24 protein-coding genes are annotated in these 24,854 nt (G+C 56.0%); 12 read left to right on the top strand and 12 right to left on the bottom strand.

Going from position 1 to position 24,854, the window contains the following annotated elements; genetic code table 11:
• Nucleotides 1-423: 423 nt before the first annotated feature.
• The 5 genes from CPH17_RS17630 (at nt 424) to CPH17_RS17610 (ending at nt 5,723) form a co-directional block, all read left to right on the top strand.
• Nucleotides 424-1,626 carry a quaternary amine ABC transporter ATP-binding protein gene (locus CPH17_RS17630; protein ID WP_074395513.1) on the top strand — a complete coding sequence of 401 codons (1,203 nt, stop codon included), beginning with the start codon at nt 424-426 and terminating at the stop codon, nt 1,624-1,626.
• Entirely contained in the window at nt 1,626-2,456 is an 831-nt protein-coding gene (locus tag CPH17_RS17625; RefSeq protein WP_074395512.1) for an ABC transporter permease, read from the top strand. The genes CPH17_RS17630 and CPH17_RS17625 overlap by 1 nt, the downstream gene beginning before the upstream one ends.
• A gap of 150 nt (nt 2,457-2,606) precedes the next feature.
• On the top strand, nt 2,607-3,479 hold the full coding sequence (locus tag CPH17_RS17620) for a glycine betaine ABC transporter substrate-binding protein (RefSeq protein ID WP_074395511.1): 873 nt from the start codon (nt 2,607-2,609) through the stop codon (nt 3,477-3,479).
• Between the two features lie 140 nt (nt 3,480-3,619).
• Nucleotides 3,620-4,042: a universal stress protein gene (locus CPH17_RS17615; protein ID WP_074395510.1), complete on the top strand. Its 423-nt coding sequence runs from the start codon at nt 3,620-3,622 to the stop codon at nt 4,040-4,042.
• Between the two features lie 37 nt (nt 4,043-4,079).
• Complete coding sequence (locus tag CPH17_RS17610) at nt 4,080-5,723, top strand: BCCT family transporter (RefSeq protein WP_074395509.1); 1,644 nt, start codon at nt 4,080-4,082, stop codon at nt 5,721-5,723.
• A gap of 71 nt (nt 5,724-5,794) precedes the next feature.
• On the opposite strand, the gene CPH17_RS17605 is transcribed toward CPH17_RS17610, so the two are convergent.
• From CPH17_RS17605 to CPH17_RS17595, 3 genes are all read right to left on the bottom strand, one after another.
• Nucleotides 5,795-6,520 carry a 3'-5' exonuclease gene (locus CPH17_RS17605; RefSeq protein ID WP_074395508.1) on the bottom strand — a complete coding sequence of 242 codons (726 nt, stop codon included), beginning with the start codon at nt 6,518-6,520 and terminating at the stop codon, nt 5,795-5,797.
• 1 nt (nt 6,521) lies between these two features.
• A complete protein-coding gene (locus CPH17_RS17600) occupies nt 6,522-8,432 on the bottom strand; it encodes a DUF294 nucleotidyltransferase-like domain-containing protein (RefSeq protein WP_074395507.1) in 1,911 nt (636 codons plus the stop codon).
• A 200-nt stretch (nt 8,433-8,632) separates the two neighbouring features.
• Nucleotides 8,633-9,025 (bottom strand): DUF4168 domain-containing protein, encoded by a 393-nt coding sequence (locus tag CPH17_RS17595; protein WP_074395506.1) that lies wholly within the window; start codon nt 9,023-9,025, stop codon nt 8,633-8,635.
• A gap of 196 nt (nt 9,026-9,221) precedes the next feature.
• On the opposite strand from CPH17_RS17595, the gene CPH17_RS17590 reads away from it, so the two are divergent.
• Both CPH17_RS17590 and CPH17_RS17585 read left to right on the top strand, forming a co-directional pair.
• Entirely contained in the window at nt 9,222-10,100 is an 879-nt protein-coding gene (locus CPH17_RS17590; protein ID WP_231896510.1) for a DMT family transporter, read from the top strand.
• 26 nt (nt 10,101-10,126) lie between these two features.
• Entirely contained in the window at nt 10,127-10,897 is a 771-nt protein-coding gene (locus CPH17_RS17585) for an EAL domain-containing protein (RefSeq protein ID WP_441316755.1), read from the top strand.
• 43 nt (nt 10,898-10,940) lie between these two features.
• Here the strand turns inward: CPH17_RS17585 and mtgA are convergent, their stop codons facing one another.
• The 3 genes from mtgA to CPH17_RS17570 form a co-directional block, all read right to left on the bottom strand.
• Nucleotides 10,941-11,669 carry a monofunctional biosynthetic peptidoglycan transglycosylase gene (gene mtgA / locus CPH17_RS17580; protein WP_074395505.1) on the bottom strand — a complete coding sequence of 243 codons (729 nt, stop codon included), beginning with the start codon at nt 11,667-11,669 and terminating at the stop codon, nt 10,941-10,943.
• A gap of 10 nt (nt 11,670-11,679) precedes the next feature.
• The gene (fghA, locus tag CPH17_RS17575) at nt 11,680-12,534 is read right to left on the bottom strand and encodes an S-formylglutathione hydrolase (RefSeq protein ID WP_074395504.1); all 855 of its coding nucleotides are present in this window, start codon (nt 12,532-12,534) and stop codon (nt 11,680-11,682) included.
• Nucleotides 12,535-12,606: 72 nt separating this feature from the next.
• A complete protein-coding gene (locus CPH17_RS17570) occupies nt 12,607-13,716 on the bottom strand; it encodes an S-(hydroxymethyl)glutathione dehydrogenase/class III alcohol dehydrogenase (protein ID WP_074395503.1) in 1,110 nt (369 codons plus the stop codon).
• Nucleotides 13,717-13,874: 158 nt separating this feature from the next.
• Between CPH17_RS17570 and CPH17_RS17565 the strand changes: the two genes are divergently transcribed.
• Together CPH17_RS17565 and CPH17_RS17560 are read left to right on the top strand one after the other, a co-directional pair.
• A complete protein-coding gene (locus CPH17_RS17565; RefSeq protein ID WP_096300553.1) occupies nt 13,875-14,771 on the top strand; it encodes a LysR family transcriptional regulator in 897 nt (298 codons plus the stop codon).
• A gap of 143 nt (nt 14,772-14,914) precedes the next feature.
• Nucleotides 14,915-15,565 (top strand): hypothetical protein, encoded by a 651-nt coding sequence (locus tag CPH17_RS17560; protein ID WP_096300551.1) that lies wholly within the window; start codon nt 14,915-14,917, stop codon nt 15,563-15,565.
• Between the two features lie 80 nt (nt 15,566-15,645).
• Here the strand turns inward: CPH17_RS17560 and rpoD are convergent, their stop codons facing one another.
• The 3 genes from rpoD to rpsU form a co-directional block, all read right to left on the bottom strand.
• Nucleotides 15,646-17,493, bottom strand: a complete 1,848-nt coding sequence (rpoD, locus tag CPH17_RS17555) for an RNA polymerase sigma factor RpoD (RefSeq protein WP_074395499.1) — start codon at nt 17,491-17,493, stop codon at nt 15,646-15,648.
• A gap of 214 nt (nt 17,494-17,707) precedes the next feature.
• The gene (dnaG, locus tag CPH17_RS17550; protein ID WP_096300548.1) at nt 17,708-19,567 is read right to left on the bottom strand and encodes a DNA primase; all 1,860 of its coding nucleotides are present in this window, start codon (nt 19,565-19,567) and stop codon (nt 17,708-17,710) included.
• 176 nt (nt 19,568-19,743) lie between these two features.
• Nucleotides 19,744-19,959 (bottom strand): 30S ribosomal protein S21, encoded by a 216-nt coding sequence (gene rpsU, locus CPH17_RS17545; protein ID WP_007113641.1) that lies wholly within the window; start codon nt 19,957-19,959, stop codon nt 19,744-19,746.
• Nucleotides 19,960-20,158: 199 nt separating this feature from the next.
• Here rpsU and tsaD point away from each other — a divergent pair, with 199 nt between their 5' ends.
• Entirely contained in the window at nt 20,159-21,205 is a 1,047-nt protein-coding gene (gene tsaD / locus CPH17_RS17540; protein WP_074395497.1) for a tRNA (adenosine(37)-N6)-threonylcarbamoyltransferase complex transferase subunit TsaD, read from the top strand.
• Between the two features lie 4 nt (nt 21,206-21,209).
• On the opposite strand, the gene plsY is transcribed toward tsaD, so the two are convergent.
• Nucleotides 21,210-21,773 carry a glycerol-3-phosphate 1-O-acyltransferase PlsY gene (plsY, locus tag CPH17_RS17535; RefSeq protein ID WP_096300984.1) on the bottom strand — a complete coding sequence of 188 codons (564 nt, stop codon included), beginning with the start codon at nt 21,771-21,773 and terminating at the stop codon, nt 21,210-21,212.
• A gap of 89 nt (nt 21,774-21,862) precedes the next feature.
• On the opposite strand from plsY, the gene folB reads away from it, so the two are divergent.
• Together folB and folK are read left to right on the top strand one after the other, a co-directional pair.
• Entirely contained in the window at nt 21,863-22,240 is a 378-nt protein-coding gene (gene folB / locus CPH17_RS17530) for a dihydroneopterin aldolase (protein ID WP_074395496.1), read from the top strand.
• The gene (folK, locus tag CPH17_RS17525) at nt 22,237-22,782 is read left to right on the top strand and encodes a 2-amino-4-hydroxy-6-hydroxymethyldihydropteridine diphosphokinase (protein ID WP_096300546.1); all 546 of its coding nucleotides are present in this window, start codon (nt 22,237-22,239) and stop codon (nt 22,780-22,782) included. Before folB ends, folK begins: the two co-directional genes overlap by 4 nt.
• Nucleotides 22,783-22,793: 11 nt before the next feature.
• Here folK and CPH17_RS17520 read toward each other — a convergent pair whose 3' ends face one another.
• Both CPH17_RS17520 and CPH17_RS17515 read right to left on the bottom strand, forming a co-directional pair.
• Nucleotides 22,794-23,918 (bottom strand): polynucleotide adenylyltransferase, encoded by a 1,125-nt coding sequence (locus CPH17_RS17520; RefSeq protein ID WP_096300544.1) that lies wholly within the window; start codon nt 23,916-23,918, stop codon nt 22,794-22,796.
• Nucleotides 23,915-24,739, bottom strand: a complete 825-nt coding sequence (locus CPH17_RS17515; protein WP_096300542.1) for a symmetrical bis(5'-nucleosyl)-tetraphosphatase — start codon at nt 24,737-24,739, stop codon at nt 23,915-23,917. The genes CPH17_RS17520 and CPH17_RS17515 overlap by 4 nt, the downstream gene beginning before the upstream one ends.
• Nucleotides 24,740-24,854 lie beyond the last annotated feature (115 nt).

Here is a 24,854-nt window from a genome sequence, read left to right as displayed (position 1 = left end):
CTTGGCGCTAAGCCGTTGGCACTGCGTTTAATTTGCTATCCAACATCTATGATCAGCTTGCTACTGCAAAATGGGCGCAAATTGCAAAGGTTATCGGCAATAAGCATACATACAACATGCCAACACTTTTCATAAATATAAAATATCTTTTTAATCAAAAACTTAAAAATAAAATAAAGCGATTAAAAGAGCATTGCTGCTGTCGAGCAGTGGGTAAAAAATGACACATGAGGCGCTATGCTGCCGCCGTAAGCGAGGCGTTGTGACACACCTAGGCCACTTATGTATAATAATTTATAATCCTTTTAGCACCTCATCTCCTCTTTCTTCTTATGAGTGACGGTGTTCGCTGGCCTTACGGGCAGCTTTTTTGTGCCCGAACAGGCAGCACCCTTACCGCTCAGCTAACAAAAGGCATCGCCGATGGACGAGACACGCAACGTCAAAATTCAGGTGCGAGGCGTAAGCAAGGTCTTTGGCAAACAGCCCAAAAACGCGCTTGAGCTTCGTGACCAGGGCTTGAATCGCTCTGAAATTCTTGAAAAAACAGGCCAAACGCTAGGGCTTTCCAACGTCTCCTTTGATGTCTACGAAGGCGAATTGCTGGTCATTATGGGGTTATCGGGGTCGGGTAAATCCACCTTGATTCGCTGCCTGAACCGGTTAATCGACACTAGCGAAGGGGATATCGTCATTGATGACGAACACATCCCAACGTTGAGCACTAAAGAACTACTCGAGTGTCGTCGTCGGCATTTTTCGATGGTATTCCAGAATTTTGCCCTTTTCCCACATAAAACGGTGCTGCAAAACGCTCAGTTCGGTTTGGAAATCCGCGGTATCGACCCAGCCGAGCGGGACAAAACGGCACGGGAATCACTGACCCAGGTTGGGCTGGATGGCTGGGAAGATGCCTACCCCAATCAGCTTTCCGGCGGTATGCAGCAGCGGGTTGGCTTAGCCCGGGCACTGGCTAACGATTCAAGCGTGCTATTAATGGATGAGGCTTTCTCGGCGCTGGATCCTTTGATTCGTAAAGACATGCAGCAAGAACTCTTGCAATTGCAGTCCAGAATGCAAAAAACCACCGTCTTTATCACCCACGATTTGGACGAAGCGCTTAACATCGGTGATCGCATTGTGCTGTTAAAAGACGGTGAGGTGGTGCAAATTGGCACCCCCGAACAGATCTTGACCCAGCCCGCCGATGACTATGTGCGTCGCTTTATCGAAGGGGTTGATCGCTCGCGTATTTTGACCGCTGAGAGCGCCATGCGCCCAGTGCGCACCACTGCTCGCGAAAGTGATGGTCCGCGCACCGCGCTCCACCGCATGCGTGACAACAGCGTTGACTCCATTTACGTGACCGACCGTGACCGTAACCTTCTAGGGCTTCTGGAAGCAGAGGAAGCGAGCCGCGCCGTCGCAGCGGGCGCCGATACCATTACCGATTACTTAACCCAAGACTTCCGCAAAGTCTCTCCTGAGGAACCGCTACAGAGTCTGTTCTCCATGTTTAGCGAAAAAAGCTTTCCTATCGCCGTGGTCGATGATCAGCAGCGGTTGCTCGGCGTAGTGGTAAAAGGGGCGGTACTCGACGAACTAGCGCGGGCAGGAGATAAATAATGGACATTCCAAGCATTCCGTTAGGTTATTGGATTGAAAGCAGCCTTACCTGGCTAACCAGCGAATATTCATTAATCACACGTGCCATTTCGCGAGTTACCCAAACGGGTATCGAAGGCCTCAACACTGGGCTTTTATGGCTTCCTGAATGGGCGCTGTTGGCGCTTGTCGCATTACTGTGCTGGAAGGCGGCGTCTCCGCGATTGGCCATCGGCGCCGCGGCAGGTTTCGCAGTGATTTGGAACCTGGGGCTCTGGGACCCCATGATCGAAACCCTCACGCTGGTGGTGATTGCCACTCTGGTGGCCGTGGTCATTGCCATTCCGGTGGGCATTGCGGCCGCGCTGTCCGAGCGTTTGTACCGTGTCATTATGCCGGTACTGGACTTTATGCAGACCATGCCCGCGTTTGTGTACTTGATTCCAGCTATCCCGTTCTTCGGTATTGGCTCGGTATCGGCAATTTTTGCTACGGTGATTTTCTCTATGCCGCCGGCAATTCGCTTTACCACGCTAGGGATACGTCAAGTACCCGTTGAGCTGATTGAAGCGGCCGACGCCTACGGGGCGACCCGCGGCCAGAAACTTATCAAAGTGCAGTTACCGCTATCGCTTCCCACCGTTATGGCAGGGATTAACCAAACGATTATGCTGGCGCTTTCCATGGTCGTTATTGCCGCCATGATCGGTGCCGATGGGCTGGGCAGCGAAGTTTGGCGTGCCATTCAACGCCTGCGTCCGGGCGACGGCTTTGAAGCCGGTATTGCGGTTGTTATCCTGGCCATGGTGCTTGACCGCTTGACTCAATCGCTAAGCAAATCACGCCGTTAAAAGCCTTTACCGACCTTATACAACATGGCGTCACAAGGTGGTTAACACTTGCACAGCATGGGATACATGCCCATGCTGTGAGTGACACAAAGAAAGCACGATATTGTTTGAGGTAGCCATTGCTGCCTCTCTACCCAAGGGAGCAAGTGAATGAAAACTAGTATGTTGAATCACCGCATCCGTCTCGCCTCGTTGGCACTCGCTTCCAGCGCTGGCCTTGCCGCTGGCGGCATGGTTCAGGCCGACGACAAAGGCACCGTTAACTTGGCTTATGTCGAGTGGTCGTCTGAAGTCGCATCCACTAACGTCGTTCGCGCTGTGCTTGAGCAAGCGGGCTACGAGGTCGACATGACCTCACTGTCTGCCGCCGCCATGTTTCAGGCCCTTTCCACCGGCGATACCGACGCCATCGTAGCCGCTTGGCTACCAACCACCCATGAAGATTACATGGAAAGTGTCGGCGACAACGTTGAAGACCTTGGCCCCAACCTTGACGGCACCAAGCTGGGCCTCGTGGTTCCTGAAGATAGCGATATTGATTCCATCGCCGATCTTAACGACAACGCCGACGACTTTAACGACGAGATTATCGGTATTGATCCTGGTGCGGGCCTGATGTCCCTCACTGAAGAGGTCATGGATACCTATGATCTTGAACTACAGCTACGCAGCGGTAGCGACGCTACCATGGTCGCGGCACTTAGCAACGCTATGGAAAACGATGAGGATGTCGTCGTTACTGGCTGGACCCCCCATTGGATGTTCTCGCGTTGGGATCTGAAGTATTTGGAAGACCCCGAGAACGTATACGGTGGCGCGGAGCAAATTCACACCGTCGTCCGTGATGGCCTGGAAGATGACATGGCAGAAGCCTATGCCATTCTTGATGCGTTTGAGTGGACGCCTGAGCAAATGGGCGAAGTCATGCTCATGAACCAGGAAGAAGACAGCGACCCTTATGAAAATGCTAAACAGTGGGTCGAAGATAACCAGGACGTGGTCGAGGAGTGGCTCGAGGGCTGATTATCATTCCTGGAGATCGTCATGAGCTGGTGCGTATTGACGCGCCAGCTCACTTGTATCTATCTCGTCTGAACCATAGCGATGACCGGCATATATTTTGATAATGTTGATCATTTCAAAAGTACAGTAAGGAGTCTGCCGTGTTTAATAACATTATGGTACCCGTAGACCTTGCCCATCTGGATACGCTTGAACCTGCGTTAAGCATTGTGGCGGACATGGCCAAACAATATGACGCACAGATCACCTATGTCAGCGTTACGGCCAATACCCCCACCAGCGTCGCTCGCACCCCGCAGGAATATGAGCAAAAGCTCGACGCTTTTGCCCAGGAGCGCCATCAGGTGCATGGTCAGCCGGTCAGCATAAAGGTCTATAGCTCGACCGACCCGATTGCCAATGTTGACGACTTGCTAGTCAAGGCTATCGATGAAATTGGTGCAGACCTGGTCATAATGGCGACGCATTTACCACGCCACCTGGACATTGTGATGCCCTCTCATGGTGGCAAGGTAGCCACGCACACTGACGCGTCTGTCTTCCTCCTTCGTGTGACCCAGTAAATCGGCATACCGTTCTAATTGTTAAGGGAGCAACTTTGTGGATAACAAACCGCAAGACCAATCGCCAGATGACAAGGCCCCCTCGGAAGGTATTCCCGCCCCAGAGGGGCCTGCCAACCTGATCGATACCGATTACGTTATCGGCCAGGACAACATCACCACCACAACGATGGGCGTGAACCTCGACCTGCATGGCAAGGTTTTCACGATTTCCTCCGTCGTCATACTGCTCTTCGTGATCCTCACGCTGGCCCTGCAAGACACCATTGCGCCAGTTTATGACGCCGTCTTTGGCTTTCTAACCGGCAATCTTGCCTGGTTTTTTATTCTGGCAGCCAACATTTTCGTCATTCTGTGTATCGGCCTGATTTTCTCTCCATTGGGTAAAATCCGTATCGGTGGGGCTGACGCCAAACCCGACTTTACGTATATGGGCTGGTTCTCGATGCTGTTCGCGGCAGGCATGGGCATTGGCCTGATGTTCTATGGCGTGAATGAACCGCTGACCCATTTTGGCACTTCCCTGGACGGCGACAGTTGGGCGCCGCTGGCCGGTGCTGAAGGCGACGAGGCCGGGGCAGCAACGCTTGGCATGGCCGCAACCATCTTTCACTGGGGCTTGCACCCTTGGGCCATTTATTCCGTAGTGGCATTGTCATTGGCGCTATTCGCCTTTAACAAGGGACTCCCCCTTTCCATGCGCTCGGTGTTTTATCCCATCCTGGGTGAGCGTGTGTGGGGTTGGCCCGGCCACGTGATCGATATCCTGGCCGTGTTTGCCACGCTGTTTGGCCTGACCACGTCGCTGGGTCTGGGCGCGACGCAGGCGGCCGCCGGTTTGAGCTACCTTTTCGGCGCGCCGGAAACCGACGTGACCATGATTCTACTGATCATTGGCATCACGATGATTGCGATTTGCTCCGTCATGGCAGGTGTCGATAAAGGCGTTCAGCTACTGTCCAAAATCAACATTGCCCTTGCGGCATTACTGTTGTTCTTTGTCATTGCCGTGGGCCCGACCATGTTGATCGCGACCGGCTTCTTCGAGAATCTGGTCAACTACGCCACGCATTTACCGGCACTTTCCAACCCATTTGGCCGCGAAGACGCCAACTTCAGCCAAGGCTGGACGGCCTTCTACTGGGCCTGGTGGATTTCCTGGTCGCCGTACGTCGGCATGTTTATCGCCCGCGTTTCGCGCGGCCGCACCGTACGCGAATTTCTCATCTCTGTCATGCTGGTGCCCTCGACGGTATCGGTACTGTGGATGACCACCTTTGGTGGCACGGCAATTGATCAGTACGTTAGCCAGGGTATTGAGTCCGTCCGCGATGCGGGTCTCGACCTGCAGTTGTTCATGATGCTCGAACAGTTGCCGCTATCGCAGATCACCTCATTCCTTGCCATTGTGCTGGTCATCGTGTTCTTCGTGACGTCTTCTGACTCGGGTTCGCTGGTGATCGATTCAATTACCGCTGGCGGTAAAGTCGACGCGCCGAAGCCACAGCGTTTGTTCTGGGCGATTATCGAAGGCGCTCTCGCCATTGCGCTGCTGTTGGGGGGTGGCCTTACTGCCCTGCAAACCATGGCCGTCTCGACCGGCTTCCCGTTCACGTTCATCCTGTTGGTGGCCTGCTATGCCATCATCAAGGGCTTGATGAGCGAGCCAAAAGCGGTCTAACCATCGTTGATGGCAGTAAAAACGGGCAGCCACCTGGCTGCCCGTTTTTTTATGCCTGGACGTTGATCAGATCAGCTCCACAGCGCCCCCAATGGCGTCGTGGGCTCGTAGTGGGTGGCGATCTGCGCCTGGAGCAACTCGGCCGTTGCCAGGGCGTCGACCAGCGCGTGGTGGCCTTGATAGCTCGGCAGTCCATAGCGACGCCGGCTGGCATCAAGCCGGATGGACACCGGCGGGCGCCCTAACCAGCGGCGAAACCGTGCCCAAAGTTTCTGACGGTGCAGGCGCGCCTCAAGCGACATTGTGTCGATCATCGGAAACATAACCCCCTCTCCGCGGCGCGCTTTAATAGCCGCATCCAAAAAAGGACGCTCAATATGGCGGAAGTGGACGACCACAATCCGCCCTGCCAATGCCGCTAACAAGGGGTCGAGAATGTCTTCGATATCCGGAGCGTGGGCAATCTCAGAGTGGGTGATGTGATGGAAGGTAATGGAAGCTTCATCCAGAGGGCGCGGCGGCTTCACTACCCAATAGCGCCGCTCAGCCAGCTTAATGCGATCTAACGAAAACGGCACCAATCCGATACTAACAATGGCATGGCGACGCTCATCGAGCCCGGTGGTTTCCATATCCAGAGCGACCATAGGCACGTCGCTAATTGGCGTATCAAGGCTGGGCATCGGCGTGGCAAAGAAGCGCTGAATGGCCGGGTCCTTGGCCAACGGCTCACGCTTATGCATGTACGCCACCCAGTCGGCCTGGCTGATTTTTCGACGCGGGCGAATAAACGTCATATTAGCGTCCCGCTCGGTTAGCCGGCACCGGATAGCGGAACTTCAGGAATTTTTGCGCATTGTTAAGCACCTGAAAAGCATCCTTGAGTGTGTGTCTTTCACTATCAGCGACGTTCTCCGGTTCGATATTATTGTCAGGCTGGCGCTCTTCCTGAAGGTCAATCATTTGGTGGCGCAACCGCGACATGCACATGAACTCGAAAGCATAGCTCAGCTTGTCGCTCATACCGGTCGCCAATAGCTGGGTATTGGCAATCGCGTCCAGCCGCTGAAAGGTGTTCTGCGCCTTGGAACCGCAGGCCAACGCATGTACCCGGACCAAATCGACCATAGGCGCCGTGCCGCGACGCTTCAGGTTGATAGAATTATTATGCTTGCCATCCTTTTCCATCACGAAGGTGCGGAAAAACCCCAGCGGCGGCGTACGATTCAGGGCATTACGGGCCATGGCCGCCAGGAAGAGCGGCGACTTGGGTGCCTGTTCGGCAATCAGGTCCTGAAGCGCTTCCACAAACAGGTCTTCGCCGTAGAGACTATCCAGATCAAAGAAGATCGAGCTATGCAGCAGTCTTTCCGGAGTCGGGTTGGCAATCCAGTCGGTAAAATAGCTTTTCCACACGCTCAGCGGCTGCCGCCACTGGGTGTTGGTGGCCATGACGTCGCCTTTGCAATAGGTATAGCCGCAGGCATCCAGGCCATCGCTGACAAAGGTTGCCAGCGCCTTGAAGTAAGCGTCGTGTTCCTCGGGAATAAAGTCATCCGAGAGTATCAGCGCGTTGTCCTGGTCAGTGACGATGCTCTGCTCGTTGCGCGCCATCGACCCGTTGACCATGAAACAATAATCAACCGGCGGCGGGCCAAGCGATTCCTCGGCGAGCTCCAGCAGGCGACGGGTAAAGCTGCGCCCAATGGTCGACAGCGCACTGCCCACCATGTGCGAGTTGGCGCCTTCCTGAACCATGCGGACAAAGGCGGCGCTCACATCCGGTGCCAGACGCGCCAGGCCCTCGACGTTCGACTGGTGAAAAATGTTGCTCACCAGGTAAAGTCCGCTGTGGGTTTCGTAGCGGATAATATCGGAGAGGTGCACCACTCCCATCGGCCGCTGACGGTAAAGCACCGGTAGATGGTGAACATTGTTGCGCAGCATGGTGAGCATCGCCTCATAAATGGAGGCGTCCGACTGGATTGTGATCAGCCGTGGCGATACGACGTCTCCCACCGGGGTTTGCGGCGAGAGCCCTTCCGCCACTATCCGGGTACGAAAATCGCTGTCGGTTAAGATGCCGCATACCTGCCAGGTGTGCCCTTCGCTGTCCTGAAAGCTGTAGCGGGGATGGGTGCTGCCCTCCTTGAGCACCAATACCGCCGACGCCTGCGACTGGCTGACCTGCTGCGCCGCTTGCTGCACCGTAGTGGACTCTTCCACCATCACCGGATAGCGCGTCACCAGCTTGCGAATCCGGGTGACCATCATGTCGTTGGCTTTCTTTTGCTGCTCGGCGGCGGTTTCCAGGCGCGGTCGTTCCAGCTCGACGAAATCGGCAAAGTGGTCGTCTTCTTCGCACAGCTTTTGGAAGACATCCAAGGGAATGAAATAAAGCAGAGTGTCTTCGATGGCCCGGGCAGGGAAACGCACTTTCTGGTTGCGCAACAGGTTGAAGTGGCCAAAGATATCGCCCTCACCCAACCGGTTGTAGAGCTCCCCCTGACGCCGGTACACCTCGACCGCACCGCTGCGGATATAGCACAGGTCGGTCATTGTGTCGTTGAGCGTGAGAATTTCCGTACCGGTTTTGAAGTAGCTGACTTCGACCCGACTGGCGATTTCGTCCAGCAATTCGTCTGACAGCCCATCGAAGGGCGGAAACTGCCCCATATGCTGGCGTATTTCTAATAGCTCGATGTCCATGCTCTCTCCTCACGCCGCAATAATCGACCGTCCAACGCCTGTCCCTGTTGCGGACATAATGGTTAGATTGTGGCGCGAAGCCTAGGAGGCGTAAAGTCTAGCGAAAAAAAAGCCCAGCGCTGTTGCGCCGGGCTTTGGGAACCGCTACGAAGCGGTGTCATACAGCGACGTTACAAACAAGTGCAACGTTTAATGACTGCTTACGATTCAGCCATTTCCTGAACACGCTCCATCATTTCAGGATCTTGCTGAATGGTTTGACCAATCTCGTTGAAGGTATCAACATCTAGGCCGCTATCTTCAACCACTTCGATCATGCGGTCGTTGGCTTCAGTGCGAACTTCCTCTTGGGCTGACTCGTCGTCAGCTTCTTGAAGACGCTCGGTATAATCTTGCGAGATAGTCGCGATTTCCTGTGAAGCTTCAGCGAATTGCTCGAGTTCTTCATCAGAGAAGTCTTGAGCTGGCGCCGATTCTTGCTGCGTAGACATAGAATCCTCAGTGGATTCTTGATCTTGCTGGGCGTGTGCAGTGGCCGTCATTAGGCCAGTAGCGAGCAGTGCGGCAGAGAACAGAGCAGTCATACGTTGCATAGAAAGAAACCTCATTAACGCGTTATGAATGTGCTTACTGTGACGCGGGTGAATCTACGAGGTTCAATTTTTCGCGTAAAAGTTTGTAACAAAATGAACATTACGTAAACAGCCTTCGAGCCCTATTGAGAGATCTATGAATATAGTCCCGCCATTTATGCGTCAACGAGACGCCGCATCACTCGGATTAATGGCTATGCCAGTACTATTTGTATTGCTTTGGAGCACGGGGTTTATTGGCGCCAAATTTGGCCTTCCCTACGCGGAACCCTTCACCTTTTTATTTATCCGCTTTGCGCTGACGGTGATGCTGTTAACGCCACTGGTATGGATGCTAAAAATTTCCTGGCCTTCATCACCTGCGTTATGGACGCACATCGCTATTTCAGGCTTGCTTGTACATGGCACCTACTTAGGTGGCGTCTTTTATGGCATCGCCCTCGGTATGCCCGCGGGCCTGGCCTCATTACTAGTGGGCTTACAACCCCTGCTCACGGCAGCCTGTGCTGGCCCACTGCTGGGCGAGCGCCTGGCTAAGCAGCAATGGCTAGGATTAGGCCTGGGTTTGCTCGGCATTAGTGCCGTGCTGGGCAGCCAGTTGGAGCTGGGGCAGTCGTTATTCAGTGGCTTCGGCCTGGGCGCTTTGTTGAGCGTGCTGGCCGCTTTAATGGGCATTTCGCTGGGCACGCTTTACCAAAAACGCTTTTGCACGCGTATGCCACTGCTTTCGGGAGCCGTTATTCAATACCTTGCAGCGGGCGGGATCTTAGGCATCGGAGCATTGCTGTTTGAAACCCGTGAGGTTACTTGGTCGCTCACGTTTGTCTTGACGCTCAGCTGGTTAGTGCTGATTCTGTCGATAGCCGCTATTTTGCTATTGATGGCGTTAATCAAACGAGGTGAAGCATCGCGGGTTGCGAGCCTTTTTTACTTGGTGCCCCCCGTCACTGCGCTACAGGCATGGTGGCTATTCGATGAGCGACTTTCCTGGATAGGGCTTGGAGGGATGCTTATTGCCATTGTTGGTGTAGTGTTAACGGTACGCAAACCCGCTGCTAAAGCGTCACCCACATAATTAAATTGAATTCCCTAGGGCTTTGTATGGAAACGTCTGAACAACATTGCGCCCGCGTGAATGGCCGCTGTAACCGTTGCGATAACCCGGTCCCCTTTGCCTTTACCATGGCCTTTCAACCCATTGTCGATGTCACAGCTCGGCAGGTCATTTATTACGAAGCGCTGGTTCGTGGTCCCAACGGAGAGTCGGCAGGGTCGATACTGGGCCAGGTTACCGATGATTTACTCTATCGGTTTGATCAAGAGTGCCGAATAAAGGCCATTGAACTGGCCAGCGCACTCGACATGCAAGCACGCCTGTCGATCAACTTTTTGCCTAACGCGGTCTACGAACCGGAAGCGTGTATTCAAGCCACGCTGGAAGCCTCACAACGGGTTGGTTGGCCTACCGAGCGGCTGAATTTTGAGATCACTGAGACAGAGCGGGTCAATGATCGGCAGCACATGCGTAACATTATCGAAAGTTATCGGGCGATGGGCTTTACCACATCGCTTGACGACTTCGGTAACGGCTATGCCAATCTGGATCTGCTCACCGATCTGCGCCCGGATACCCTGAAGATTGATCGAGAAATCGTTATGGAGTGCGATAGCGATAAACGGCGCCAGGCGATCCTACGCAGTTTAGTCGCCCTGGCACAGACGCTGGGCACTCAGCTGGTTGCTGAAGGCGTGGAGACTCGTGAGGAATCACGCTGCTTGCTGACGCTGGGCATACCGGTTCAGCAAGGCTACTACTTTGCCCGCCCCCAGCTTGAAGCACTACCGGCTATCGACGCTGCATGCTTTGATTAATCTGAATGGCGGCGATGCCTCTGTCTCCCGTTGAACGCCACCGTTAAGGATCGGGGGCGACGTGCTGCAAATACTCAGGCCCGCCTAAGTTTCGCATCTGCTGGCGCACCCATTGGCTACGCTGCTCTACCTGAGGGTCAGGCAGCGCGGCGCTACGCGTTAACGGACTGGGTAAAATCGCTGCAAGCAAACTGGCCTGACGCTCAGTGAGTCCACTGGCTGACACGCCAAAATAGTGCTGAGCGGCCGCCTCTAGCCCAAACACGCCGGTATCCCACTCGGCCACGTTCAGATAGACCTCTAGTATTCTCTGCTTACCCCAAATCAGCTCGATAAGCACCGTAAACCACGCTTCAAGCCCTTTGCGCACCCAGCTTCTGCCCGTCCATAGGAAAACATTTTTGGCCGTTTGTTGGCTGATAGTACTGGCCCCCCGCAAGCGCCCTCCTTCACGGCTGGCTTGCAAGGCACGGCGTAGCTCGGCGATATCAAAGCCGTGGTGGTGAGGAAAGCGTTGGTCTTCAGCGGCCATGACCGCCACCTTCGCCGAATCGGAAAGTTGTGACCAACTCCGCCACTCCCGCTGCAGCTGTATCGGTTCACTGTTCACCCAACTCTGGATTTTACGCTCCACCATGACCATAGAACCTGGTGGCGGCACCACGCGAAATAGCATCACCAGGCTCACCGACACCACCACAAACAGAAACACACCACGCCAGACCCACCACCATAGCAGGCCTGCCGAACGACGCAGCGTGCGCTTCAACATGGACGCCACCTTATCGCTTTAACAAGTGATCAGCGTGGTAACGCAGGTGATCATCGATAAAGGACGCAATAAAGAAGTAGCTATGGTCATAGCCTGGTTGCCGCCTAAGGGTGAGCGGGTGATCGTGCTCTTCACACACCTCCTCCAATCGCTCAGGCTTAAGCTGCTCCTCAAGGAATTGGTCGGCTTCCCCCTGGTCGATAAACAACCGTTGGCGCGAAGCGCCGTTGGCCACCAGCTCACAGGCATCGTATTGACGCCATTTTGCTGGGTCGTCACCTAAATAGCTGGAAAACGCCTTCTGTCCCCACGGACAATTCATGGGGTTAACAATCGGGGCAAAAGCCGATACGGAGCTAAAGCGCCCCGGATGGCGCAGCGCCAAAATCAGTGCGCCGTGACCGCCCATCGAGTGACCGCTGATCGATTCGCGACCGTTCACCGGGAAATGCTGGCGGACCACCGACGGCAGCTCCTCGATCACATAGTCATACATACGGTAGTGCGGCTTCCATGAGTCCTGGGTGGCGTTGACGTAAAAGCCCGCGCCAGAGCCAAGGTCATAGCTGTCATGCTCGCCGGGCAGATCAGTACCTCGTGGACTGGTGTCAGGGCACACAATGGCGATACCCAACTCCGCAGCCAAACGATGCGCACCGGCTTTCTGCATAAAGTTTTCATCGGTGCAGGTAAGCCCCGACAGCCACCATAATAGCGGCACGCGTTCCTCTTCGGCCTGGGGCGGTAAATAAACCGCAAACACCATGTCGCAGTCCAGCGCACGGGAGTAGTGCCGGTAGCGTTTATGCCAGCCGCCGAAACTACGGTTGGCCGAGACGAGCTCGAGGGTTTCACTCATGCTCATGGGCAAGCTCCTTTAAAGCAGCAAGCGCGGCGGGAACCCCCGCCGCGCCCTTTATTGTGCGCACTATCATACTCAGTAATGCAGTACGGTACGAATACTCTTGCCTGCGTGCAGCAGGTCGAAGGCCTCGTTGATCTTCTCAAACGGCATATCGTGGGTAATAAAGTCGTCGATATTGAGCTCACCGTTCATATAACGCTCAACGTAACCCGGCAGTTCAGTACGACCTTTTACGCCACCAAACGCCGACCCTTTCCAGACCCGGCCGGTGACCAGCTGGAACGGCCGCGTGGAGATTTCTTCACCGGCACCGGCGACACCAATGATGATCGACTCACCCCAGCCTTTGTGGCAGCACTCCAGGGCGGAACGCATGACATTGACGTTGCCGATACACTCAAACGAGTAATCCACCCCGCCGTCGGTCATATCGACGATCACTTGCTGAATCGGATCGCTGTAGTCTTTGGGGTTGACGAAATCCGTGGCGCCGAACTGCTTGGCCAGCTCGAATTTGTCGGGGTTGACGTCGATCGCGATGATCTTCGACGCCTTGGCCATGGCCGCCCCCTGAATAACCGCCAGGCCAATCGCGCCCAGACCGAAGACGGCGATCGTCGAGCCGGGTTCCACCTTGGCGGTATTGAGCACTGCGCCAATACCGGTGGTCACCCCACAGCCCAGCAGGCAGATCTTGTCCATCGGCGCTTCCTTGGAAACCACCGCCAGGGAGACTTCCGGCAGTACAGTATATTCGCTAAACGTGGAGGTGCCCATGTAGTGATGGAGCATCTTACCGTCAAGTGAAAAGCGCGACGTACCATCCGGCATCACGCCTTTTCCCTGGGTAGCGCGAACGCTGCCGCACAGGTTGGTTTTACCCGATAGGCAAAATTTGCACTGACCACATTCGGCGGTATAAAGCGGAATCACATGGTCGCCGGGTTTCAGGCTGGTAACACCCTCACCAATTTCTTGAACCACCCCGGCCCCTTCATGACCCAGCACGGCGGGAAAATTTCCTTCCGGGTCCGCGCCGGAGAGTGTATAGGCATCCGTATGGCAGACGCTGGTCGCCGCCATTTTAACCAGCACCTCGCCGGCCTTGGGGCCTTCCACATCAATCTCGACCAGCTCTAAGGGCTTGCCTGCTTCCAGTGCTACCGCAGCACGTGACTTCATTATTACTCTCCTCGACGCTGTCAGCAGGCAACCAGGTACCTGTTCTGACGTAAATATTTGCGTTCACAGTGTAGGTCAGCTAGGCGACAGGGATAAAGCGGGATACACTCACAAGATTATTGCTACTGAGCAACAATCCATTCAATCAGGGTGGTGACATGCAGCGTTGGGACCGTATCGAAGCCTTCATTGAAGTAGTACGCCTTGAGAGCTTCTCGGCGGCGGCGCGCCACCTCAAGGTCTCGACCTCCCACATTAGCCGACTGATCAGCCAGCTGGAAAACCAGTTGGGCGTACAATTGCTATATCGTACCACTCGACAAATCCGCCTGACCGATGCCGGGGCTATTTATGTCGACCACTGCCGACACCTGTTTGACGGCCTGCGCGATGCCGAGCAGGCACTCAGTGAGCAGCAGGCGAAACCCCATGGCGTCTTGAAGCTTACCTCAGCGACGACCTTCGGCGAGCGCTACATCGCCCCGCTGGTCAACGATTTTCATTGCCTGCACCCGCAGCTCGAGGTGCACATGCATTTCACCAACCGTCCAGTCGAGCTGATTGACGAGGGCTTTGATATTGCCATTCGCATGGGCGTTCTCAGAGATTCGAGCCTGATCGCGCGACGGCTGTGCGATCGCCGCGAATACATTGTCGGCTCACAGGCCTACTTTCGCCAGGCGACGCGCCCGCATACCCTGAGCGAACTGAGCCAGCATCGCTGTCTGGTGGGATCACGACCCAACTGGCTATTTGAAGTGAACGGGCAGCAGCGCGAAGTGAAAATCGCCGGCTGCTGGCAGTCCAACTCCGGCCCCGCGCTGCTTGACGCAACGCTCAAGGGCCTGGGGATCGCCCAGCTGCCCGACTATTATGTAGCGCCCTATCTTGCCAGCGGCGAGCTGGTGGCCGTGCTGGAGCCCTTCCAGCACCACGATACCGGCGTCTGGGCCGTCTACCCTCGCCACCGCCACTTATCGCCCAAGATACGCCAGTTGGTAGATCATCTTGTCGCACATATTGGCAAGGTGCTACCTGACACTCAATGGCGCTAACCGGCCATCTGCGCTGACTTGATCGCTTGCACGCAAACACTATCGGCGTGCGATCATAGAAAGGTGGCGATACAATGAACGTTCATAATCGAATGTTTGCTAACGCGCGCCTTACCTGACGCTATACGATACAAGGATGCTATATGTCTGATGCCCCCCGTGCTTGGCCGCTTGGGTTCCGCACTACATTGATCAAGGCCATTCTATACGTGCTGGGGATTGGTGCGATTGCCCAGGGAGCCTACCTCGAAGCGCTCTACCTTCCCGAGGTGCGCTTCAGTGAGCTTGGTTTTACCGAGCTGACCCAAACCCTCACGCTTGCCGTAAGCTGCGGCCTGCTGCTGTACGTACGCCATGTCCTCAAGGTGTGGCCCACGGTGACGCTACTGCTGCTGGCGTTTATCGGCTCGTCACTGGTTCGCGAGCAGGATGCCTTTCTTGACGAATACATCGCTGACGGTACCTGGCAAATCATTGTCTCGCTCATCGTGGTGCCCTCGTTGATCTGGGTCGTCATGCATCGGCGCCGCTTTCTGGACGAGTTCGTACATTACAGCAACTCGTTTTCTTTTGGTTTGTTTACCGCCGGGGTATTGACCACTTACATCTTTTCGCGTCTGTATGGTCGTCAGGACTTCTGGAGAGCGGTACTGCAGGATAATTTCGTGAGGGAGTTCAAAGACGTCGCCGAGGAGGTGGTCGAACTGCTGGGCTATTCCCTGATACTTATCGCCATGATTGAGCTCATGCTATTCGCCCGCCGCGTTCATAAGGCGCGCCTCGAACGACCTTAGCGCGCTTGGTTAATCTCCATAAAAAAAGCCCGCCGTTCTATGAACGGCGGGCTTTTTGCTGACGCTGAAAACGCCTGTCGTTACTCGTCGAGGAACGAACGCAGCGGTTCGGAGCGGCTGGGGTGGCGCAGCTTACGCAGCGCTTTGGCTTCAATCTGACGGATTCGCTCGCGCGTTACGTCAAACTGCTTACCCACCTCTTCCAACGTATGGTCGGTATTCATATCGATACCAAATCGCATACGTAGCACTTTGGCTTCACGCGCCGTCAAGCCGCCTAACACGTTACGCGTCGCTTCGATAAGCCCTTCACCGGTGGCCATATCGATTGGCAGCAACATGGTGCCGTCTTCAATAAAGTCGCCCAGGTGCGAGTCATCATCGTCACCGATTGGTGTCTCCATGGAGATCGGCTCTTTGGCGATTTTGAGCACTTTGCGAACTTTATCTTCCGGCATTTCCAGTCGCTCACCCAGCTCTTCAGGCGTCGGCTCGCGACCCATTTCCTGAAGCATCTGGCGGGATACACGGTTGAGCTTATTGATCGTCTCGATCATGTGTACCGGGATACGAATGGTGCGCGCCTGGTCGGCAATCGACCGGGTGATCGCCTGACGAATCCACCAAGTGGCGTAGGTGGAGAATTTATAGCCACGGCGATACTCGAACTTGTCGACTGCTTTCATCAAGCCAATGTTGCCTTCCTGAATCAGATCCAGGAACTGCAGGCCGCGATTGGTGTACTTCTTGGCAATCGAAATCACCAAGCGCAGGTTAGCTTCCACCATTTCTTTCTTAGCGCGGCGGGCTTTCGCTTCACCGATCGACAGCTTGCGATTGACTTCTTTGAGGTCGGCAACCCTGAGCTGCACCATGTCTTCTTCAAACGCAATCTTGCGCTGAGAGCGGGCGATGTCGGCGCGCAACGGCTCTAAACGATCCGCGTACTTAGGCTGCTCGGACTGGAACGCATCAAGCCACTTGGGGTTTGATTCGCTGCCCGGAAACGACTTAATGAACGTTTTGCGCGGCACCTTGGCTTTTTTCACGCACAGCTGCATGACCGCTTTTTCTTGGGCACGCACCTGCTCAACGCTGATGCGCACTTGACCGACTAGACGCTCAAAATGCTTGGGTACCAGCTTGATGGGCGAAAACAGCACTGCCAAACGCGCTTGCTCTGCTTTCACCTCTGCACTGCCACGACCATGCTTGGCAAAGGCAGCTTCTACAGACGCATTCTGCTCACGGATCTGCTCAAAACGCGCACGCGCCTCTTCAGGATCCGGACCACCTTCGCTGGCGGTGGAATCATCGTCCTCGTCGTCGTCGCCTTCAACGTCGTCATCCGCCTCAGATTCAGGCTCTGGTTCAGGCACTTCAGCTTCAGCCACGCCAGGAATGCCCTCATCAGGGTCAATAAACCCAGAGAAGAGGTCGGACAGTCGGCCTGGGGCTTCCTCGTCCTGGGTCGCGTCGTAGGCGTCCAAAATAGAGGCCACGGCACCGGGCAAATAGGCCAGCGCCGACATGACTTCGCGTGTGCCCTCTTCGATCCGCTTGGCGATTTCAATTTCGCCTTCACGGGTCAAGAGTTCGACCGTGCCCATCTCACGCATGTACATGCGCACGGGGTCGGTAGTGCGACCGACGTCGCTTTCCACGGCGGCAAGGGCCGCAACGGCCTCTTCCGCAGCGGACTCGTCCGTGGAGTGATCCGACATCATCAAAGTGTCTTCATCTGGCGCTTCCTCAACGACACTGATACCCATGTCGTTGATCATGCCAATGATGTCTTCCACTTGATCCGGGTCGGCGATATCCTCGGGTAGATGGTCGTTGACCTCGGCATAGGTCAGGTAGCCCTGTTCCTTGCCGCGCGCGATCAACTCCTTCAGACGTGACTGCTGCTGCGCATTTCCAGCCATAGAAACCCTATCTCGACGAAGAAGAATGAAGCACCTTAAGCGCTGATGTACAAACCTAACAAGCCGAACAGTATAGCGCGATCGGCCCGAGTTTTTCCAGTTTGTGTATTTGCGCTGTCATTCAGGTGTGTTAGGTTGATTGGTTAGCCACTTTTTAGCTTATGGCTCTTACCTTGAGGCGGCACGGCGTTTTTTCAACCCGCCACCTATTACGTTAGTGCTGCCGCTGCGATAGTTCCATTACCAAACTCGCCAGGCGCTGGCGCTGTTCCTTATCAAGTTTTTGCCCATCACGCTCTTGCGCCAGCAAGGCGTTATATTCCTCACGCGGCGATTGCTGACGCTGAACGTGGCTCAGGTGCGCCACCAATCCTGATAGCTCCGTTTCCCGCGCCGACTTTGGAATCAACAATTCCCGCTGGGCAAAAGCAGCAAGCTGAGCGCCTTCGGCACTGCCTTGAAAGTGCGCCAAAATCACCTGGGGACTACGATAACGACCGGCCCGTAAGAGCGCCAGCAACTCACGGCACAGCCGTACTTCATCGCTTTCAGGCACATCGCCACCCGGCAACCACGCATCGCTCTCAGGCAGGCTCGCTACTAAGCCAGGCTCGTGAATTAGCAGCTGTATAATCCGCCCTACCGGCGTCAGTGCTTGTTCACGTGCTGGCCGCCTAGCAGTTGCCCGCTCCTCCTTGGGCCGACCAGCAGCGCTAGACGACTCAGCAGGCGCTACGTTCGACTGATGCTGACGTGCGGTCGCCGCGACTCGCTTTTCAAGCAGTCCTTTCAACTGTTCTTGAGCCAAACCGCTACGCTTGGCTAACGCCTCAAGCATTAACGATTTGAGCATGCCTTCGGGCACTTTGTTCAATGCTTCAAGCACTTGGCTGGCAAACCGTTCGCGGCCTTCGACGGTATTCAAATCGCGCCCTTGCGCCGCCTGTTCGAAAAGAAACTCAGACAACGGCATCGCACAGGTGACGCGGTCCTGGAACGCCTCAGCCCCTTCACGGCGCACCAGGGTATCCGGGTCATCGCCTTCCGGCAGAAACAAAAAGCGCGCCTCTCGGCCATCAATCATCATCGGCAGCGCGGTTTCAAGCGCTCGGCTTGCCGCCTGTCTACCTGCACGGTCACCGTCAAAACAGAAAACCACACGACTCACCAGACGAAACAGACGACTCAAGTGATCTTCTGTGGTCGCGGTACCCAGGGTGGCCACGGCATTATGAATACCGTATTGCGCTAGCGCCACGACATCCATATACCCCTCGACCATTACCAACTGCTCAAGCCGACTGGACGCCTGGCGAGCTTCATAAAGGCCGTAAAGCTCGCGCCCTTTATGAAACACCGGCGTTTCGGGGGAGTTAAGGTATTTGGGCTGATCGTCACCCATTACCCGCCCGCCGAAAGCAATCGTGCGTCCGCGCAGATCGCGAATGGGGAACATCACCCGGTCGCGGAAGCGATCGTAAGTACGCCCTGTGTCCTCACGGTGGATCAGCAGCCCGTACTCAACCTGAACGGGTTCGCTAATGCCACGCTCGCTCAGATGCTGCTTGAGCGCCTCCCAGCCCCCTGGCGCGTAACCAATGCCGTAGGCATTGATGACATCACTTGAAAGGCCACGTTCGTGCAAATACTGCTGGGCACCGCGCCCTTCCTGCATTTTCAGCCGTTCGCGATAAAAGCTGGCGGCCAGTTCAAGCAGGTTGACACCCTCTTTGCGCTTCTTCTCACGCTGCTGAGCGCGGGGGTCGTCGGCACCTTCCCGGGGCACTTCAATCCCTAGCCTACCGGCCAACTGCTCGACCGCCTCGGGAAACGGCAGCTTGTCGTACTCCATCAAAAAACGCAGCGCGTTGCCGTGCGCCCCACAGCCAAAACAGTGATAGAACTGCTTGTCGGCGCTCACCGTAAACGACGGCGTTTTCTCTTGATGGAAAGGGCAAAGCCCTGAAAAGTTACGGCCAGCTTTTTTTAGCTGCACGCGCTCACCAACCACTTCCACCACATCAACGCGGCCGAGCAGGTCGTCGATAAAACGCTGTGGAATTTGGCCAGCCATGGAAGCAGGCATCCTCGCCCAAAGGGACTAATTGGCGAATCTAATGTCATCAGGCACACACCCGATCACCTTAGACACGCTTGGGTAAAACGCAAAACAAACGGCCACCTAAGTGGCGGCCGCTTGGCATCCCTCTTGGAACACGCTAGGCGTTAGCTAGCGTATTCCGGTACGGATCAATAGAGCCGTTCGAAACGCTTTTGCTCACGCTGAATCTTCTTGGCGTGACGTTTTACAGCAGCTGCCGCTTTGCGTTTACGCTCAGCAGTCGGCTTCTCGTAATGCTCGCGACGACGTACTTCAGAGAGAACGCCGGCTTTTTCGCAAGAACGCTTGAAGCGACGCAGGGCGACGTCAAACGGCTCGTTATCACGTACTTTTACAGAAGGCATTAAGCACTCACCTACCTTAAGGAGTCTTGAGTTCGGATAGTACGCGCACCGTTAATGCATGATTGCCTATAAGGTGCACGACCCAGTTTACAGCGCACAGTAGTCTAGTCTTGCTTGGCACGCTTTGCAAATGCTTGCGCCCACCCTGCGACGAGAATGCTAAACTACGACGACTATTTTTTGACAGAGTTATTGTCCTATGCGCGTACTGGGCATTGAAACGTCCTGCGATGAAACCGGCGTGGCGATTTACGATACGTCACTAAGCGGCGGCCAAGGGCTGCTGGCCGATGCACTTTACAGCCAAATTGCCATGCACACCGACTATGGCGGCGTAGTGCCTGAATTGGCTTCAAGAGATCATACACGCAAGCTGCTGCCGCTCATTGAGCAGGTTTTGAGTGAGGCCAACCTGACGCGCCTCGACCTTGATGGTATCGCCTACACCGCTGGGCCTGGGCTGGTCGGCGCGCTCATGGTCGGCGCGAGCACTGCCCACGGAATGGCACGGGCCCTCGGCATTCCGGTGCTTGGCGTTCATCACATGGAAGGCCATTTATTGGCCCCCATGCTTGAAGACGAGGCACCTGATTTTCCGTTTGTCGCGCTGCTGGTCTCTGGGGGGCACACCCAGTTAGTAGAAGTAAATGGCCTGGGTGACTACCAACTACTCGGTGAATCAGTGGACGACGCCGCCGGGGAGGCCTTTGATAAAGCGGCCAAGATGCTGGGCCTGGCCTATCCCGGCGGTCCCCATGTCGCCGCGCTGGCCGAGCAAGGTAATACAGATCGTTTTCGCTTCCCCCGCCCGATGACCGACCGCCCAGGGTTGGATTTCAGCTTTTCTGGCTTAAAAACCCATACCCTCACCGCGATTCGACAGCTGGAAACAGCAGGCGAGTTGGATGAGCAAGCCCGTGCCGACGTCGCCCGCGCGTTCGAGGATGCCGTGGTAGATACGCTAGTTATTAAGTGTCGCCGGGCGCTGGATCAAACCGGACTTAAGCGGCTAATCGTAGCGGGCGGCGTAAGCGCCAATCATCGGTTGCGCGAGCGCCTAACCCTTGCCTGCGACAAGCGTCAGGCAAAGGCCTATTATCCCCGCGGACGCTTTTGCACCGATAACGGTGCGATGATTGCTTACGTGGGCGCACAGCGGCTGGCAGCGGGCGAACAAGACACGAGCGGCATCATGCAAGCGACGCCCCGCTGGCCGCTGGCCAACCTCGCACCGCCTGCCGCCTAGTCTGTTAAAAAGGCGGCTCTTCACCGCGCTTAAGGCGACCAATATTGAGGGCATGGCGGGCCAGCACCAACAGGCTGAACCCGCCTACCACCCATACATATGATGGTGCTAACCAGCCACATACCAGCGGGGCCGCCAGCGCACTCCAAAGCGAGGCTAGGGCTGCCGTCCTCAGCCGCCATGCGAGCAGCGCCCAGATCAGAGCGCTGATAAGCGCCACCTCAGGTACCAACACCAACAGCACACCGAACGCGCTGGCCACCGCCTTACCTCCCCGAAACCCATGCCATAGCGGAAAGCTGTGACCCAATAGCACGGCCAGTCCAACCAGCCCCTGAAGCCATACGGGTAAGCCCAATAGCTTTACGGCGAGCACCGCTGGCATGCCTTTCAATGCATCCAGCAGCAGCGTTGCCGCCGCTAGGCGTGCGCCATACAAGCGCAGCACGTTGGAAAACCCGGGGTTGTGTGAGCCGTGCTGGCGGGGGTCGGGCACCCCCGCCAAGCGGCAGACGCTAAGTGCCGCTAACCAGCTACCACTGACATACCCCATCACTATCCATATCATGCCATTATGCTCATTTTGGCTACCCAACCGACTGTTGCTAAGCGTTTTGCTCACGTACAATCGCTCGCTCGTTGTATTGGGGAAGGCCCATGGACCGCATTTTCATCGAAGCGCTTGAGGTCGACACTGTTATAGGTGTCTACGACTGGGAGCGCACTATTCAGCAGTCACTGCGTTTAGACCTAACGCTGGCCACGGATATTCGCTCGGCGGCGGCCACAGACGAACTTCGCCTGACGCTAGACTACGCCGCCATTTGTCAGCGTATTCAGCAGTTTGCCGACACTCACCAGTTTGCTCTAGTAGAAACCTTCGCCGAGCGGCTTGCTACCTGTCTGCGCAATGACTTTCCCATCAGTTGGCTGCGCCTTATCGTGCGCAAGCCGGGCGCCGTGCCAAAGGCGGCCAGCGTTGGCCTTGAAATCACCCGGGGCACCCTAGAGGCAACTGGAGAGCCACTGCCATGAGCTTAGTAACCGTTAGCCTGGGCAGCAATATTGAGCCTGCCCGGCATATACGCTTATGCCTTGATGCGCTGGCCGACACCTTCGGCTCGCTTAAAATTTCCCGGGTGTTTGAGAGCGAACCCGTTGGCTTCAAAGACCGGCGTAATTTTTTCAACTTAGTGGTGGCCTTTCAGAGCGACTGGACACCCGGTGAACTTCAGGCCTGGGCCAAACAGCTGGAGGTCGAACATGGCCGAACGCCAGACATGGCAAAATACAGCGCACGCGCGCTGGATATTGACCTACTGACCGTAGGTGACATGTGCGGCAACGTTGACGGTATCGCTCTGCCACGCGCCGAAATTTCCCACAACGCTTTTGTTTTACAGCCGCTGGCCGAACTATTGCCGGCCAGCTGCCATCCGCACTGTCTCACACCCTACGCAACGCTTTGGGCGGAGTTCTCTCTGGGTAGTCAGCGCCTATGGGCCATTGACTTTGAATGGCGCGGTGTGTGGATATCCCAGGCAGACCCGCTGCCACGCAAAGCGCTCGCCCGATAACTGGTCACTGTTTAGTTAAGCGTCTCTACGATGGCTTGGTAGCGGCGCTCTTTAAGTGCGGTACCTAGTGCGGCTCCCTGGTAGCCTTCTTCCATAAGCGCCTTGGGGCTTACCTGCTGCGCGGCCTGCCATGCCGCCTTCAAGACCCTAACATACGGCGGGGCCAACACCGCCACCAGCACCAATTGGTCGTTTACCTGGGCGGGCTTACGCCAAGCATCCAAGCGCTCCAGCCAGTGCGATACCGCTGATGCACTCAGCCCCTCCCCCAACAAATGGCGGGTCAGTGCCACATGGCGCGCTAGCCGCGCCACCGCATTTGGCAAACGTAGCCGCTGGGCCAATGACTCACGCTGGGTCTCACTTAATGGCGAGACCAAAAGTCCATAGCGCCAATCAGCGCTGGATAACGCATCGCTATTCCCCCCAAGCGTCATGGCGTCGAGGCAGTCACTGAAGACACCGTCGACAAGCTCTGGCCACCAGGTGGAAAGCGCATCGCACTGGTCAAGCGTAATGAAATAGCTTGCCGGCTGCGCTTCGCCCAAGGCTTTTTCGGTTTCTAACCACACTCGCTCAGCAGCCAAATAGGCTAACTCGCCGCTGCGGCTGACATCGCCCATCAGCGCCAACGTTTCCGGGGCGATAGTAAAACCTAGCGTCTTGTAACGCGCCAGAAAGCGGGCCGTGCGTAATACTCGGAGTGGATCTTCGCTAAACGCTTGCGATACATGGCGCAGTTTGCGCTGTTCAATATCCTGCTGGCCGTTAAAAGGATCAACCAGCGTACCGTCAGCCGCTTCCGCAATGGCATTAATGGTCAGATCGCGACGCAGCAGGTCCTCTTCTAGCGTCACATCGGCGCTGGCGACCACCTGAAAGCCAGCATAGCCATGCCCCGCTTTTCGCTCGGTACGCGCCAGGGCGTACTCTTCGGCGCTGTCGGGATGGAGAAACACGGGAAAGTCGCGCCCGACCGGCTTGAATCCTCGCTCAAGCATAGCATCGGGGGTAGCGCCCACGACCACCCAGTCGTTATCGTAAACCGGCCACCCCAAAAGCCGGTCGCGGACGGCGCCACCTACCCGGTAAACGTTGAGCCCGACAAGACGTGGGTCGTTACACGGTGATGTCATGACGCCACTCCTGCTGACGCGCGGCTGGGCACGCGAGTCCGCTCGCCGGTCGCCAGATTAAGTGCGGTCAGCTCGCCTCCCCAAGCACAACCGGTATCCAGGGCATCGACACGTACGCGGGCATCGGGTGTATCCCCCGCGAGGGCCGCCCAGTGGCCGAATAGCAGATGAGGGTCATCGTCACGCGGGAACTGGAACCAGGGCGCAAACCCCACGGGCGCGCTATCCAGGCCCTGATTGGCGGTAAAATCCAGACGTCCTTCGGCGTCGATAAAGCGCATGCGGGTTAGTACGTTGACCACGCAGCGTAGGCGCTCTAAACCGTCAAGCGTATTGTCCCAGCGGTCGGGATGATTACCATACAGCTGGCTCAAAAAGTGGCCCGAATGCTCCCCGGTTAATGCGACCTGCACCTCTCTCGCCAGCGCCTCCACCTGATCAAGCCCCCACTGGGGCAGCAGCCCCGCATGGGTCATCAACTGATTGCCGTCTCTCACCGCCAACGGCTGGCCCTGCAGCCAGTCGAGCAGCCGTTCGCGATCGGCAGCCTCAAGCACCGTCTGCAGGCTGTCGTTTCTTTTGAGCTTACCCCCGCCCCGCGCGGCCACCAGCAAATGAAAATCGTGGTTACCCAATACGCAGCGAACGGCACTGCCCAGGCGTTCGACTTCGCGCAGGCAAGCGAGCGAATCAGGCCCGCGGTTGACCAAATCGCCGACCAGCCAAAGCGTATCGCGCTTGGGGTCGAAACTGAGCTTCTCCAACAGTGCCACAAATTCGGCATGACAGCCGTGCAAATCACCGATCGCATAGATACTCATGCGGGGGCCTTATAAAAAAATACGTGTGGCTGATACTAGCATCTCAACGCCTGCCTGCGCCTGCCGTTAAACATTCCCGCCAGATCGTGACATCGCAATATAACTGGTGCTCACG

This window comes from Halomonas sp. hl-4, assembly GCF_900215475.1.
In the GTDB taxonomy this organism is placed as follows: domain Bacteria; phylum Pseudomonadota; class Gammaproteobacteria; order Pseudomonadales; family Halomonadaceae; genus Vreelandella.
This window is presented reverse-complemented; position numbering and strand designations above follow the sequence as displayed.

Coding starts and splice junctions, on each gene's coding strand:
- rpoD (WP_074395499.1), bottom strand. CDS start 17,493: ATGGCTGGAAATGCGCAGCAGCAGTCACGTCTGAAGGAGTTGATCGCG.
- CPH17_RS17605 (WP_074395508.1), bottom strand. CDS start 6,520: ATGACGTTTATTCGCCCGCGTCGAAAAATCAGCCAGGCCGACTGGGTG.
- folB (WP_074395496.1), top strand. CDS start 21,863: ATGGACCGCATTTTCATCGAAGCGCTTGAGGTCGACACTGTTATAGGT.
- CPH17_RS17515 (WP_096300542.1), bottom strand. CDS start 24,739: ATGAGTATCTATGCGATCGGTGATTTGCACGGCTGTCATGCCGAATTT.
- CPH17_RS17585 (WP_441316755.1), top strand. CDS start 10,127: ATGGAAACGTCTGAACAACATTGCGCCCGCGTGAATGGCCGCTGTAAC.
- CPH17_RS17570 (WP_074395503.1), bottom strand. CDS start 13,716: ATGAAGTCACGTGCTGCGGTAGCACTGGAAGCAGGCAAGCCCTTAGAG.
- fghA (WP_074395504.1), bottom strand. CDS start 12,534: ATGAGCATGAGTGAAACCCTCGAGCTCGTCTCGGCCAACCGTAGTTTC.
- CPH17_RS17625 (WP_074395512.1), top strand. CDS start 1,626: ATGGACATTCCAAGCATTCCGTTAGGTTATTGGATTGAAAGCAGCCTT.
- CPH17_RS17600 (WP_074395507.1), bottom strand. CDS start 8,432: ATGGACATCGAGCTATTAGAAATACGCCAGCATATGGGGCAGTTTCCG.
- CPH17_RS17620 (WP_074395511.1), top strand. CDS start 2,607: ATGAAAACTAGTATGTTGAATCACCGCATCCGTCTCGCCTCGTTGGCA.
- tsaD (WP_074395497.1), top strand. CDS start 20,159: ATGCGCGTACTGGGCATTGAAACGTCCTGCGATGAAACCGGCGTGGCG.
- CPH17_RS17560 (WP_096300551.1), top strand. CDS start 14,915: ATGTCTGATGCCCCCCGTGCTTGGCCGCTTGGGTTCCGCACTACATTG.
- CPH17_RS17595 (WP_074395506.1), bottom strand. CDS start 9,025: ATGCAACGTATGACTGCTCTGTTCTCTGCCGCACTGCTCGCTACTGGC.
- CPH17_RS17520 (WP_096300544.1), bottom strand. CDS start 23,918: ATGACATCACCGTGTAACGACCCACGTCTTGTCGGGCTCAACGTTTAC.
- CPH17_RS17590 (WP_231896510.1), top strand. CDS start 9,222: ATGCCAGTACTATTTGTATTGCTTTGGAGCACGGGGTTTATTGGCGCC.
- mtgA (WP_074395505.1), bottom strand. CDS start 11,669: ATGTTGAAGCGCACGCTGCGTCGTTCGGCAGGCCTGCTATGGTGGTGG.
- CPH17_RS17630 (WP_074395513.1), top strand. CDS start 424: ATGGACGAGACACGCAACGTCAAAATTCAGGTGCGAGGCGTAAGCAAG.
- plsY (WP_096300984.1), bottom strand. CDS start 21,773: ATGATATGGATAGTGATGGGGTATGTCAGTGGTAGCTGGTTAGCGGCA.
- CPH17_RS17565 (WP_096300553.1), top strand. CDS start 13,875: ATGCAGCGTTGGGACCGTATCGAAGCCTTCATTGAAGTAGTACGCCTT.
- dnaG (WP_096300548.1), bottom strand. CDS start 19,567: ATGGCTGGCCAAATTCCACAGCGTTTTATCGACGACCTGCTCGGCCGC.
- rpsU (WP_007113641.1), bottom strand. CDS start 19,959: ATGCCTTCTGTAAAAGTACGTGATAACGAGCCGTTTGACGTCGCCCTG.
- folK (WP_096300546.1), top strand. CDS start 22,237: ATGAGCTTAGTAACCGTTAGCCTGGGCAGCAATATTGAGCCTGCCCGG.